Origin of the sequence: Flammeovirga agarivorans (assembly GCF_012641475.1) — a bacterium.
In the GTDB taxonomy this organism is placed as follows: Bacteria; Bacteroidota; Bacteroidia; order Cytophagales; family Flammeovirgaceae; genus Flammeovirga; species Flammeovirga agarivorans.
In genome coordinates, this window is record NZ_JABAIL010000001.1 from 927,157 (window position 1) to 942,121 (window position 14,965).

6 protein-coding genes are annotated in these 14,965 nt (G+C 36.5%); 5 read left to right on the forward strand and 1 reads right to left on the reverse strand.

Annotation, left to right across the window (positions count from 1 at the left end; translation table 11 throughout):
* Positions 1 to 20 precede the first annotated feature (20 nt).
* The 5 genes from HGP29_RS03910 to HGP29_RS03930 all read left to right on the forward strand — a co-directional run bounded on the left by HGP29_RS03910 (position 21) and on the right by HGP29_RS03930 (position 11,356).
* Positions 21 to 1,829, forward strand: a complete 1,809-nt coding sequence (locus tag HGP29_RS03910; protein ID WP_168881036.1) for a family 16 glycosylhydrolase — start codon at positions 21 to 23, stop codon at positions 1,827 to 1,829.
* Positions 1,830 to 2,239: 410 nt separating this feature from the next.
* Positions 2,240 to 5,353, forward strand: a complete 3,114-nt coding sequence (locus HGP29_RS03915) for a SusC/RagA family TonB-linked outer membrane protein (RefSeq protein ID WP_168881037.1) — start codon at positions 2,240 to 2,242, stop codon at positions 5,351 to 5,353.
* An 11-nt stretch (positions 5,354 to 5,364) separates the two neighbouring features.
* The gene (locus HGP29_RS03920) at positions 5,365 to 7,017 is read left to right on the forward strand and encodes a RagB/SusD family nutrient uptake outer membrane protein (protein WP_168881038.1); all 1,653 of its coding nucleotides are present in this window, start codon (positions 5,365 to 5,367) and stop codon (positions 7,015 to 7,017) included.
* Positions 7,018 to 7,109: 92 nt separating this feature from the next.
* Entirely contained in the window at positions 7,110 to 9,461 is a 2,352-nt protein-coding gene (locus HGP29_RS03925; RefSeq protein ID WP_168881039.1) for a glycoside hydrolase family 3 N-terminal domain-containing protein, read from the forward strand.
* A gap of 113 nt (positions 9,462 to 9,574) precedes the next feature.
* Positions 9,575 to 11,356: a tetratricopeptide repeat-containing sensor histidine kinase gene (locus tag HGP29_RS03930; RefSeq protein WP_168881040.1), complete on the forward strand. Its 1,782-nt coding sequence runs from the start codon at positions 9,575 to 9,577 to the stop codon at positions 11,354 to 11,356.
* A gap of 149 nt (positions 11,357 to 11,505) precedes the next feature.
* Here the strand turns inward: HGP29_RS03930 and infB are convergent, their stop codons facing one another.
* Positions 11,506 to 14,742 carry a translation initiation factor IF-2 gene (gene infB / locus HGP29_RS03935; RefSeq protein ID WP_168881041.1) on the reverse strand — a complete coding sequence of 1,079 codons (3,237 nt, stop codon included), beginning with the start codon at positions 14,740 to 14,742 and terminating at the stop codon, positions 11,506 to 11,508.
* Between the last annotated feature and the right edge of the window lie 223 nt (positions 14,743 to 14,965).

The following is a 14,965-nucleotide window of genomic DNA, read 5'->3' on the forward strand; positions in this document are numbered from 1 at the left end:
CTAATTATATGATTACAAACATGAAACAACTACTTTTTATATTCATTACTTTTTTCTCATTTCAACAAGCTTTTTCACAAGACGATTGTTATGAATTAGTATGGAATGATGAGTTCGATTATAATGGTGCTCCCGATTCGGAAAAATGGGGGTATGATATTGGTGGAAATGGTTGGGGTAACAACGAGGACCAATATTACACAGATAACCTATCTAATGCCCAAGTGACTGGAGGTAGACTATTGATTACTGCTAGAAAAGAATCATTTGGTGGAAAATCATATACTTCTGCAAGATTAATTTCTAAGAATAAAGGAGATTGGTTGTATGGTAAAGTAGTCGTAAGAGCAAAATTACCAAAAGGGCAGGGTACTTGGCCAGCTATTTGGATGTTACCAACAGATTGGGAATATGGTGGATGGCCATCAAGTGGTGAGATTGATATCATGGAGCATGTTGGTTACGAAGAAAATGTAGTTCATGGTACAGTACATACGGAGGCCTATAACCATTCTTCGAATACACAAAAAGGCCAAAAGGTAACCATCAGTGATGCTACTACTGCATTTCATGATTATACATTAGAGTGGACAGAAGATAATATTACCGTAGGATACGACGATCAGACGTATTTTACATTTCCTAAAAGAGGAACATATAAAGAATGGCCTTTTGATAAGCGTTTCCACTTACTATTAAATATCGCTATGGGCGGTAATTGGGGTGGAGCAGGCGGACCTACTGATGATACAGCTTTACCAGCAACTATGGAAGTTGAATATGTAAGAGTGTATCAGAATACAGTAGGAGAACTTTCGATCTCAGGGGACAATGTTGTAGATAAAAATTCTGAGCAAACTTACTCGGTGAGTGGTTTGGATGGTACTGTTACTTGGACTTTACCAGAAGGAGCAACAATTACTTCTGATGACGTCACAGCTTCTACAATCACAGTTGAGTTTGGTGATAATGCAGTGGGTGGTGAAATTAAGGCTGCTGTTCAAGGAAATTGTAGTACTTATGATGTATCAGAAGACATTATTGTGGTACAAGGAGCACCATCAGAAGATGAAGCATTATTCCCATCATTGGATACAGATGTTTCTAATTGGTCTATCCCAGAAGATTTTACAGAGATATTCGAAGTGTCTGCAGATGGAGACATGACTTTGGTGAAATTCGATGTTAGTGATCCATCAGAAAACCCTTATATCGATTATTATTTTTCTGAAGTTTATGATTTCAGTGGACACAATAACTTTAGTATTGCTTTAAAGCTTTCTTCATCTACTTTACCTGATGCGATGGGTATCTATTTACTAGATGCTAATCTTGATGAAATTGGAGGTGATCAATTACGATTATTGCCAAATGATGTAGAAGCAGACTGTAATGTAAGAACATATACATATCAATTCGAAAATACTTTAACGAGAGTTAGAGGTATTAGAATGTATATTAATCATGGACTTTTTTCGGGGCCTAATGCAGGAGGTTTATTGATTGGTGATATTAAAGTATCCAATCAAACACTTTCTGATGAGCAATTGTCAACCGATGGAGATTGTGGTATCTTGGATGAGATCATTTCAAGTACCAATGATACCCTTTCTTCTTTTTCTATATATCCAAATCCAGTAAAAAATGGTGAAACATTATACTTCGGAGAATTAGCAAATGCGAAATTGTATTCGACTATGGGAGTATTACAGTTCCAAACGGAGGAGGAAGTAGGTTCTATTACTATTAACCATCTTGAAAAAGGGTTTTATATTCTAGTATTAGAACAGGAAGGATATTCTGTTAGTAAAAAGATTTTAATAGAATAAAGAAATAATAATAACCGATTCAACTATACCTAAGCCAAAGAGAATGTATAACGTTTTCTTTGGCTTTTTTTTGTCGTGAATTCTACACTAAAAATACTTTGGTTGCTCTGTTAATCTGTTAAACAATTTTAATTTCAATTTTTTTTTGAATGATTGGGAAACATTTTTTTTAATCGAGTAACAACGCGTAAACATAACTGTAACAGTGTTTTATGTTCTTTTTTTAATTGATAAATGATTGCGCAAACGATTGTGGAAGTTATTTTTTTACACTTAAACCTTGTAACATTGCAGAAGCAAACCAACCTCTTGTCTGCAGGCAATAAACTATTGGTGAACCTAATTTTTAATTTTTAGAATCCTCTATATGAGTTTTCGCACACAGTGTTTTACTAACAACGAAATTTTAAATGAAATTGAAAACATTACTTAGTAAACACTTCATCTTAACTTTGTTCGTATCGCTAATTTTCGGAGCAAACGTAATTGCACAAGAAAGAACGGTATCGGGTGTTGTTAAAGGTGCAAGTGATGGAATGCCTTTACCTGGCGTTAACGTATCAATCGAAGGTACAACTATCGGAACAATCACAGATTTTGACGGTAAATACTCATTAAATATCAAAGATGAAAAGACAAGTATTATCTTCTCATTTATTGGTTACAAATCACAAACTGTTGTAGTTGGTACTCAAGGTACAATCAATGTAACTCTTGAAGACGACTTAGAAGAATTAGAAGAAGTAATCGTAGTAGGTTACGGTGTTCAAAAGAAATCTGTAGTAACAGGTGCGATTGCATCAGTGAAGTCAGATGAAATTACAGAAACACCAATTACAAACGCTTCTCAAGCATTACAAGGTAGAACTCCAGGTGTTTTAGTAACAAACACTTCAGGACAGCCAGGTGCTGGAATTGAAATCCGTGTTCGTGGTACAGGTTCTAACGGTGATAACTCTCCGTTATATGTAGTTGACGGAATGCAAGTTGACAACATTAACTTCTTGAACCCGAATGATATCGAATCTATGGAAGTACTAAAAGATGCTGCTTCTTCTGCTATCTATGGTGCTCGTGGTGCGAACGGTGTTGTAATGATTACGACTAAAAAAGGTAAAGAAGGTAAAGCAAGAATTACATATGATGGTTACTTTGGTATTCAAACAGCTGCAAGAACATCAGATTTGATGAATGCACAACAATACATGGAGTTCCATAACATGGGTGCTGCTAATGCAGGTTACGACCAACCATTCTCTGCAGCTGATATGGCTAATCCTAGAGCTGATACAGATTGGCAAGACGAAGCATTTGGTAATGCTCCTATCCAAAGTCATAACATCTCAACATCAGGTGGTTCTGAAAGCTCTACTTACTTAATGAGTTTCGGTTACTTAGGACAAGACGGTATTGTTGCTCCTGACAAGTCGAATTATGAGCGTTTCAACTTTAGATTAAACGGTACTCACAAATTATCGAAGTCTTTAACTGCTGGTGCTAACATGACGTACGTTCACGAAAAGCAAAGTGGTATCCAAGAAAACAATGCTTTTGGTGGTTCAATCCAAAACGTATTACTTCATGATCCATTAACTCCAGTATACGAAACTGATCCTAATAGAATTGCTGAGTTAGAGACTAAGAATGGCGCCGTAAAAAATAGCAATGGTCAATACTATGCAGTATCAGACCAAGACTTAAGAGAGATTGTAAACCCGTTAGCTCGTTTTGAGAATACTAACGACGAATCATTTACAAATAAATTAATTGGTAACGTATTCTTAGAATATAAGCCAGTAAACATCGAAGGATTACGTTTTAAGACTGACTTTGGTATCGATCAAGGTTCATGGTCAAACAGAAACTATACTCCAGAAGCTTACTACAACCCGAATAACACTGTAGCAACTTCATCAGTGAGCCAAAACATGAACAACTACATGACATGGCAATGGGAAAACGTAGCGATGTATGATCGTACTTTCAATGAGAAGCATCAAATTAATGGTGTTTTAGGTATGACTATGCGTCAATCAACAGGTATTGACATGTCAGGTTCAAGAGCTAACTTACAATTACCAGGATGGCATTATGGTTACTTAGGTAATGGTGCTGATGACAATAACCAAAAGTCAAATGGTGGAGCTTATGACCAGAGATTATTATCATACTTTGGTAGAGTAGGTTATACTTACGACAATAAGTACATGTTAAGTGCAACAATGCGTTATGATGGTTCTTCAAACTTTGGTCCTAACAATAAGTATGGTTTCTTCCCATCAGTTCAAGCAGGTTGGGTATTATCAAACGAAGATTTCTTATCTTCTTCAGAGACTATCAACTTCTTGAAACTTAGAGCAGCTTGGGGTCAGGTAGGTAACGATAAGATTGAAGCATTCGGTTATATGCAAGCAATTGCTCCTACATACGCTTATCCAATCGGACCTGATGGTAACCCTCAGCCAGGTTATGGTGTAGATAGAGCAGGTAACCCAGATTTGAAATGGGAAACAGCTCAAGAATTTAACTTCGGTTTAGATGCAGGTTTCTTCCAAGACATGCTAACAACGAATATCGATGTTTATTCAAGACAACGTAAAGACCTTTTAGGGTACCAACCAATTCCTGATTACGTAGGTATGCAAGACCCAATCACAAACATGGGTACTGTACAAAACAGAGGTATTGAAATGGCTTTAACTTACCAAAATAGAGAAGGTGAATTAAAGTACTCTTTCACAGGTAACTTTGCTTACAATGACAACAAAGTATTGGATGTAAACAATGAAGACGGTATCATCTACGGTCCTACAATGTTCCAAACTGATGGTCAATTAGTAATGATGGAAGGAGAGTCTCTACCAGTATACTATGGTTTTAAAACTGATGGTGTATTCCAATCTCAAGCTCAAGCAGATGCATACAACGAAATGTATGGTAAAAATGCAGTAGCAGGTGATATTCAATATGTAGACTCAAACGGTGATGGTGTAATCGACGCAAATGATAGAACAGCAATCGGTTCTCCAGTTCACAATTGGTCTTACGGTTTAACAATTAAGTTAGAATACAAAGGATTTGATTTCTCAATGTTCTGGCAAGGACAAGCAGGTGGCGAAATGATCAATGCTGCAATGCGTCCTGACTTAATGACTACACAAAACTACCCTACAAGATACCTTGATTCTTGGACGCCTTCGAACCCGAATGCAAGCATGCCAAGATTCACTCACAACGATACAAACAAGAACTACACTTGGATGAACGATATGGTTCACTTAGAGGATGCTTCTTACCTACGTTTACAAAACATTCAAGTAGGTTATAACTTCAGTGACAAAGCTTGTGAGAAAATCGGTGTAGGTAGACTAAGAGTTTATGCTTCAGGTAACAACTTAGTGACTATCTCTGAATACTCAGGAATTAACCCTGAAAACGGTCACGGAGGTGTTTGGAGTGGTTACGACTTAGGTTCTTACCCTGTAGCAGCTTCTTACTTAGTTGGTCTTAATGTCACATTCTAATTATTGAAACAATGAATTTAAAACATATATTAATTGCAGGTGGTGTGGCATTATCATCAATGATGACTACATCATGTACAAAATTCTTGGAAGTTGATCCTACAAACAAAGTAGATGATTCTAATTTCTTCCAAACATCAACAGAAGCTTATCAAGCGTTGATGGGTATTTATTCTCAAGTAATCTTTGCTTACCCATATTCTGTAGCCTTACAATCAGACGTTCTTTCGGATGATATGTATACTGGTGCTGCCAATATTGGTGACATGAGAGAATACCAAGAAATGGCTCGTTTCCAAACCACTACTACAAACCCTACAATCGCAAATGTATGGTCGAAGTGTTACACTGGTATTCAAAGGGCCAATACTTTATTAGTCAACTATGACTTAATTGAGTTTAAAGGAACAGAGGAAGAAGATAAGAAAAACTACAAAGGAGAAGCATTGTTCCTAAGAGGACACTTCTACTTTGAATTACTTAGAAACTTCGAAAACGTACCATTAATCCTTGAACCTCTAGACGCTACAAACTGGAAAGGTGTAGAACAATCAGATCCAAGTGTTGTTTATGCTCAAGCAGCAAAAGATATGATGGATGGTATCGAGTTGATGGCTGAAAGAATTTCAGATGGTCAGCAAGGTCGTTTAGATAAATATGGAGCGAAGGCAGAATTGGTGAAAATGTTCATGTTCTACACAGGATACTACAACCAACAAACAATGCCTGTTGAAGGTGGTGCTGCTATTGATGCTAATCAAGCATTAACTATGGTAGATGATATCATCAATAACTCTGGTAGAATGTTGATCGAAAACTATGGCGACTTATACTCTCCAATTAGTGCAGATTTCAACCAAGAAGTATTATTTGAATTCCCTTATGTAGCTACAGGTTCATCAGATTGGGGAGGTAGCTTCAGAGGTAATTATCAATGTATCCAATCAGGTCCTCGTGATCGTGAAGCGAACCCAGGTACACCAATTTTAGCTGGTGGATGGGGTATAGGTATTCCTTCTCAAGAGCTATATGAAGCTTATATGGAAGAAGGAGATCTTGAAAGAATGCACGGTACTATCGTTCTTGCAGAAGAGTTGATCGATGCAGGTGGAGGATTAGGTGCAAGCTTTAACCACTCAGGTTTATTTACCAACAAGATTACTACACACACCTCTCGTTTCCCTGATGCTGGATCTAGAGAGTTGAACTACAGTGTTAACTACCACTATATCCGTTTAGCAGATATCATGTTATTAGGTGCAGAGTTGGCTGTAGAATTGGGTCAAGATCCTAGTAAATACTTCAACCCAGTGAGAGAAAGAGCGAATCTTCAACCAAAGAGTGGTATCACTTTAGAAGATATCAAGAAAGAAAGAAGATTAGAACTAGCATTGGAAGGTCATCGTTACTTTGATGTATTAAGATGGTCTAAAGGTGATATCAACTATGTAAACAACGAATTAAGTGTTACTTCATATACTCTAAGAGGTCCAAGAGTAGAAGGAGATGAATACTTAAACGGAACAGGTCAGAACCTTACTGGTGATATCGGAGCATCTGCAGACTTTATTGTCAACTTCGATAACTCTAAAAGAGGCTTCCAACCGATTCCTCAAACAGAAAGAGACTTAAATCCATTGTTAAAACAAAATGCTGGTTACTAATCAGTAAGTTGTTGAGACAAACTAAATAGAAAACTGCCATTGCCTTTTGGTAGTGGCAGTTTTTAAATAAACAAACTTCAATACCTGAATAGATGAAGCAATATAAATTACTAATTATCGGCATTCTTTCTCTATTATTAACTTCACCATCAATTGCAAAAACTTCTGATTCTGAACGTCCAGATAAGAAGAAAGAAACAAGGGAAGAGAAAGTAGAGAAAATATTAAAAGAGCTTACTTTAGAAGAGAAAGTAGGACAAATGACTCAAATCACATTAGATGTAATCACTGTAGGTGAAAATGCATATGTAAGTAATGAGCCATTAGCAGTAGATACTAAATTATTACAAGAAGCAATTAGAAAGTATAAAATTGGTTCGGTATTAAATACTGCAAACAACAGAGCTAGAACTCCTGAAAAGTGGAATGAAGTGATTTCTGCCATTCAAGATGAAGCCATGAAAGAAATTGGTATTCCTGTTTTATACGGAGTAGACGCCATCCATGGTACTACTTATACTGCAGGGGCAACTTTCTTCCCTCAACAGATTGGTTTGGGGGCAACTTGGAATCCAGAGTTAACAAGAAGAGGAGCAGAAGTAACAGCATACGAAACTAGAGCAAGTTCAATTCCTTGGGATTTTTCACCAGTATTGGATATGGGGAGAAACCCTAGGTGGCCACGTATTTGGGAAACTTATGGTGAGGATGTTTATTTAACATCTCAAATGGGTGCGGCAGCGATTAAAGGTTATGAAGGTGAGAACAATGACTTATCTGATGAAACTAGAGTAGCGGCTTGTATCAAGCACTTTATTGCTTATGGTGCTGAGAAATCAGGTAAAGATAGAACACCAACTTATTTACCAGAAATTGAATTAAGAGAACATTACTTACCTTCTTATAAAGCAGCTATTGATGCAGGTGCTCATACAATCATGATCAATTCAGGTATCATTAATGGTGTTCCTGTTCATGCTAACTATGAGTTAATCACAAGACTATTAAAAGAAGAGTTAGGTTTTCAAGGTTTAGTGGTGACTGACTGGGCGGATATCGAAAATATTCACAACAGAGATAAAGTTGCTGAAACACACAAAGAGGCAGTAAAATTGGCTATCAATGCAGGGATCGATATGGCAATGGTTCCTTACAACTATAACTTCACAACAAATTTAATTGAGTTGGTAAAGGAAGGTGAGGTAAGCATGGAACGTATCGATGATGCTGTAAGAAGAATCTTATTGGTAAAAGAAGAGTTAGGTTTATTCAAAACTCCATACCCTAAAGTAAAAGATTACCCTAGGTTTGGTAGCGAAGAATTTGAAAAAGATGCATACAAAGCAGCTGCGGAATCTATTACATTATTAGAAAATAACAACGATATATTACCTTTACCTAAAAATGCTAGAGTATTAGTAACTGGACCAAATGCTAATTCAATGCGTACATTAAATGGAGGCTGGTCATACTCTTGGCAAGGTGAAAAGGTTCATGAATTTGCAGCTGAATACAATACTATCTTAGAGGCAGTTCAAAATAAGTTAGGAAAAGAGAATGTAAAATACGCTGCTGGTATTGAGTATAAAAACGATGGTCAGTACTATGAAGAGCAAAACATTGATATTGATGCTGCAGTAGCGGCTGCAAAAGATGTTGATTACATTTTACTTTGTATAGGTGAAAACACGTATACAGAATCACCAGGTAACTTGCATGACTTATATATTTCTCAAAACCAACGAAAGTTAGCAGAAGAGTTAGCTAAAACAGGTAAGCCAGTTGTGATGATTTTAAATGAAGGTCGTCCTCGCTTAGTATCACAATTTGTTGATAAAGCAGAAGCGGTATTACATGTATACTTACCAGGTAACTTTGGTGGAGATGCATTAGCAGATGTGTTAGTTGGTGATGTAAACCCTTCAGGTAAATTGCCATACTCATATCCGATGTATCCAAATGCTTTAGGTACTTATGATCATAAGCCATCAGAAGCTCCAACAAAAATGGAAGGAATGTATGATTATGATTCATCAATGCCTTTACAATGGAGATTCGGTCATGGTTTAAGCTATACTTCTTTTGATTACGCTAACTTGACATTATCTTCAAATGAAATCAATGGAGAAGATACTTTTACAGTTTCTGTTGATGTCAAAAACACTGGAGAAGTGGTTGGTAAAGAAGTAGTACAACTTTATACATCGGATTTATATGCTTCTGTAACACCAGACAATAAGCGTTTAAGAAGATTCGAAAAAGTAGAGTTGAAGCCAGGTGAAACTAAAACGATTAAATTCACATTGTCTGGTAAAGATTTAGCTTTTGTAAGAGCTGATCTTAAAACAGCAGTAGAAAAAGGTGACTTTAAAGTGAAAATAGATAAGTTGTCAGCAGATCTTAAAGTGAAAAATACAGTCGTATTTGATAACAAAGAAATCTAGGCAAAGAAAATAATTATCTAAAAAAGGGGTTGAAATGAAGGTTTCAATCCCTTTTTTTTCATTTTAATTTATTCTCCATTACATTACGAGAACTAAACCTGTTACTTTTTGATATGAAAACTACAAACGTACTTCACTTACTATTACTGATTATATCGACAAGTTTGTCACTTAATGCTCAAACAAAGCATAAGGCAGACAGTCTAATTGTCGTCTTAAATGAAAAGGAATCGACTCTTTCAAAAGATTCGTTAGCGATCTATTATAATCGTATTGGTTATCATTTAAATAGTTTAGAGTCTATTCCCTATCTAGAAAAATCTATTCAACTTGCAGAAGAGTTAGAAGACTATGATCAAAAAAGTGTAGCGATTGAAAACCTAAGTAATATTCATAGAATACTAGGAAACAATTTGAGGGCTATAGAATTACTAAATGAAGCATCCCAGATAAATATTAGGCTAGATAATAAGTATTATGAATGTTTGAACTATGCCCAATTGGCAGGGATCTATTATACCACTTATGAATATGAGGAGGCAATAAGGTATTATAAAAAAGCAATCAGAACCTTTCCTGAGAACAAGAAAAAACTTAATTACATATTTACGATCAACAATACTGGAGAATGTTATCGCCTATTAAAGCAATATGATAGTGCAAAGGTTTATTTAAACAGAGCAATAACACTCAATAAAGCAACAAAATCTGAAGTTATTGATGGCTTTGCATATGGTAATCTTGGTATGGTACAGTTTGCTTTAGGTGAAAACGATATTGCAAAGACCAATCTAAAAAAAGGGGTAGTTAAACTCAAGAACAATGGAGATGATTTAAATGCAGAAATCTACAATGTAGAATTGATAAAATTGGATGAGATAGAACATAGAACCGAAGGGTTAGAAACTAGGTACCTAACATCCTATAAAGTATTTAAAGAACTACAAGCGAAAGAACAGGTAAAAGAAATTTCTAAAGAACTAGTAAGATATTATAAAAATAAGGGGCAGTATAAAGATGCTTTATTTTTTGAGGAGGAAATGATCTTATACAAAGACTCATTGATTAATATTGAGAGTTTAAGGAAACTAGAAGATGCAAAACATCAATTTGATTTAGATCGAGTAGCATTTGAGCTAGAATTATTAAAACAGAAAGATGCTTTAAAATCTTATGTTTCCATATGTGCAGCTGTAATTGCAATGATTTTTATTGCACTATCAGTTTATCTCAACTATGAATCCAAGCGAAGAAAAAAAACAAATCTGTTATTACAGCAGCAGAAAGATATTATAATGGAAAGGGAAGAAGAAAAAGCCCTTCTTCTAAAAGAACTGAACCATAGAGTGAAAAATAATCTTCAAATGATTTCTAGCTTATTGAATCTTCAAAGTAATCAATTAGGAGATCATCCTGCAGTAAAAGCGATAGACTCTGGAAGGTTTAGAGTAGAGGCAATGTCATTGATCCATCAGAAATTATATCAGACTGATGCACATATAGATATTGATTTAAAAAACTACTTAGAAGATTTAGTCCTAAATCTAACTTTTAGTTTTGATGCTTCTTTACAGCCACAATTTGAAGTGGATGATATTCCATTACATATTGATAAAGCAATTCCATTAGGCTTAATAGTTAATGAATTGGTGACTAATGCAATGAAATATGCTTTTGAAGGAATCGACAATCCTCAGTTAATCATTAGTGTGAAGAAAGAATCAGAGCTATTAATCGTTAAAGTAATGGATAATGGTATCGGGTTGGAAAATAGCGTATCTAATGGAACTTCTTTTGGATTACATCTTGTAGATTCACTGGTAAAGCAATTAAATGGTACATTAAGTAAAGACTCTTCCAAAGGAACTATAATTACTTTAATCATAAGTGTTTAGATTATGAGTTAATAGTATAAATAATTAAGGTCAAGTTCTATGATAGTACTTGACCTTTTTCTTTCTAGAAGAAACTGAAATATCATTTATTAAAAAAGACCGCTTGCTGGCAACAAGCGGTCTTAATAGTATTACGAGTACGTGATGGATTATTTCAACGTACGTTTTGTTTCTGTGATTTCGAATGCTTCTACAACGTCACCAACTTTGATATCATTGTAGTTTGCGATGCTAAGACCACATTCGTAACCGAATTTCACTTCGTTTACATCGTCTTTGAAACGCTTAAGAGCACCGATTTCTCCGCCTTCAGTACCACCGTAAATAACAACACCTTCACGGATTAAGCGGATTTTAGAGTTACGCTTGATGTAACCATCTGTAACGTAACAACCTGCAACAGTACCCACTTTCGAGATTTTGAATACTTCACGAACCTCAACGTTACCAACAATTTTCTCTTCCGTATCTGGCTCAAGAAGACCCTCCATGGCAGCTTTAACATCATCGATAGCGTTATAGATTACTGAGTAATGACGTACTTCAATACCTTCTTTCTCAGCTAGCTTTCTTGCATTTGGAGTAGGACGAACTTGGAAACCAATGATCATCGTTGGGTTCTCCTTATCGGCAGCAGCTAAAAGGATATCTGATTCAGTAAGGGCACCAACACCTTTGTGGATAATTCTTACTTCAACTTCGTCATTCGACAGTTTCAATAATGAATCTGATAATGCTTCCACTGAACCATCCACATCACCTTTGATGATTAAGTTCAATTGTTGTAACTCACCTTGAGCAAGACGCTTGAATAGGTCTAAGTTAGGACGTTGAGAAGCTCTTAAGCTTTGCTCACGTGATAACTGCTCACGCTTGTTAGCAATTTCTCTTGCTTCACGTTCTGTATCAAGTACATTCAGTTTATCACCTGCTTGAGGTGCACCTGAAAGACCTAGTACCTGAACTGGAGTAGAAGGACCAGCTTCTGCTACTCTGTGTCCTCTATGGTCAAGCATTGCTTTCACTTTACCATAGTAACCACCAGCTAGCATTACATCACCAACTTTCATTGTACCAGCTTGTACTAATACAGTAGCTAAGTAACCACGACCTTTGTCTAATGATGCTTCAACTACAGTACCAACAGCGTTCTTATTAGGATTAGCTTTTAATTCTAATACTTCAGATTCTAGAAGTACACCTTCTAAAAGCTCATCGATACCCTGACCAAATTTCGCAGAGATTTCGAATGCTTGGTATTTACCACCCCAATCTTCAACAAGGATATTCATTGCTGAAAGTTGAGTTTTAATATTATCTACATTCGCATTTGGCTTATCTACCTTGTTAATCGCAATAACGATAGGTACTTCAGCTGATAATGCGTGGTTGATTGCTTCTTTTGTTTGAGGCATCACGTTATCATCGGCAGCTACAACGATAATTGCAACGTCAGTAACTTTTGCACCACGGGCACGCATCGCTGTAAAGGCTTCGTGACCTGGAGTATCTAAGAAGGCAATTTTCTTACCTGTCTTAGTTGTTACATCGTATGCACCGATGTGCTGTGTGATACCACCTGCTTCACCATCAGCTACGTTTGCATCACGGATGTAGTCAAGTAATGACGTTTTACCGTGGTCAACGTGACCCATGATTGTTACAATTGGAGCTCTTTCAAGTAAGTCTTCTGGCTTATCTTCTTTTTCTAAAGGTGCATCTACTTCTTCTTCAGCAGAAGCGAATTTAGGTTCGAAGTTAAATTCAGCACAGATTAACTCAATTGTTTCTTTATCAAGACGTTGGTTGATGGATATAAACATACCACTGTTCATACACGTCATGATGATATCTGCAACAGGAACATCCATCATGTTTGCTAAGTCGTTTGTAGAAACGAACTCAGTAACCGTTAAGATATGTTGTTCAGCTGCTTCTCTTTGTAAACGTGCTTCTTGTTCAGCCTCACGTTTATTTTTCTTCGCTTGTTTATGCTTACCACGAGTTGATTTAAAACCAGATTGGTTCAACTGTTGGTTCGCTCTCTTCATTCCTGATTGGATATCCTTTTCAGAAGGTTTACCCTTCTTCTTATTGCCTCCTTTCTTATTGCTACCTTGTCCTCTTTGAGAAGTAGCATCAGCATTACGGAATGTTTTTTCTTGGTTGCCGCCTTGGTTACCACCTTGGTTTCTGTTACCGCCTTGGCCACCTTGGTTTCTGTTACCACCTTGACCGCCTTGGTTTCTGTTACCGCCTTGGCCACCTTGGTTTCTGTTACCACCTTGACCACCTTGGATTCTGTTACCACCTTGGCCACCTTGGTTTCTGTTACCGCCTTGACCACCTTGGTTTCTGTTACCACCTTGGCCACCTTGGTTTCTATTACCGCCTTGGTTTCTATTGCCACCTTGGCCACCGCCTTGTTTAGCTCCAGATTCAGAATTTCCTACAGGAACTCTTTTCTTCTTGCGTTGTTTCTTTTGGCCACCTTGGTCATCAGAAGAAGCAACAGGACGTTGTTTTTTCTTACGTCTGTTTTCAAAAGAAGAAAGATCGACTTTACCTACTACAGTAAGTCCTTTTAACTCGTCTGCCTTAGCACTGATAGCAGCGTCTTCCTTTTTAGCATCTGCAGAAGGCTGAGCTTCGTTAGCAGGGGCTTTGCTAGCTACCTTTTCGTCTTGCTTCGGTGCAGCTTTTTCTTTGTTTTCGTTCTTTTTCACTTTTTCAGTAGGTTGCTCAGGTTTTGGCTGAGCTTTTGGCTCTTCTTTCTTTGGAGTAGCTTTAGGCTGTTCTGGTTGAGCCGGTTTATTTGGCGTTTCTTTAGCCTTTGGAGGCGTAGAAACTTTGTTTTCTTGTTTCTTCGGAGCTGGTGCTTCTGGTTTTGGAGCAGTTTTTTCTGCTTTCTTTTCAGGAGCTTTGTTTGCTGGTTTTTGAGATTTAGCCTTTTGAGAATCCAAATCAATTTTTCCAACTACTTTTAAGCTAGGTCTTCCGCTGTACGATTCAGCTTTTTCTTCTTTCTTTTCTTCCTTTTTAGGTGCAGAAGGAGCAGACTCAGCTTTTTCATCAGGATTACTGTTTTTAATGATCAGATGATCCTCTTCCTTATCTGTTGTTTTTGGTCTATTTGATTTTTTAGACTCAATAACTGTATTCCCTACTTTAGAAGAAATAGAGATTTGTGATGCCTCTTCTTTGTCTTGCATAGACTTGGCATTCATTTTCTTAAGCAAAGCAAATTGCTCTTCTGTGATCTTAGCATTTGGAGATGAAGATTCAATTTCAATGTTCTTCTTCTTCAGCTGCTCGATCAAGGTCGAGTGTCCTACGTTTAATTTTTTGGCCGCTTGGCCTAATCTGATCATCTTTTGATCTGCCATATAATCCTTTTCGTAATACTTTGTTCGTAACCTATTGCTATCACAGCAATTAATCAATAATAAGCTTAAAGCTTGACAAAGTGTTTTATGACGAACTTTACATATTAACACTTCTAGATTGCAAAGATATAAGTTACTTTCTTAAAACTTAAATTTAATTGCAAATCAAATCGACCTTTTTGCACTTATTATAGTTAATATTCCAATTTATAATACAAAAATA

Bases quoted from the DNA above. Each gene is read 5' to 3' on its own strand.
- HGP29_RS03910 (WP_168881036.1), top strand. From the start codon at position 21: ATGAAACAACTACTTTTTATATTCATTACTTTTTTCTCATTTCAACAA.
- HGP29_RS03915 (WP_168881037.1), top strand. From the start codon at position 2,240: ATGAAATTGAAAACATTACTTAGTAAACACTTCATCTTAACTTTGTTC.
- HGP29_RS03920 (WP_168881038.1), top strand. From the start codon at position 5,365: ATGAATTTAAAACATATATTAATTGCAGGTGGTGTGGCATTATCATCA.
- HGP29_RS03925 (WP_168881039.1), top strand. From the start codon at position 7,110: ATGAAGCAATATAAATTACTAATTATCGGCATTCTTTCTCTATTATTA.
- HGP29_RS03930 (WP_168881040.1), top strand. From the start codon at position 9,575: ATGAAAACTACAAACGTACTTCACTTACTATTACTGATTATATCGACA.
- infB (WP_168881041.1), bottom strand. From the start codon at position 14,742: ATGGCAGATCAAAAGATGATCAGATTAGGCCAAGCGGCCAAAAAATTA.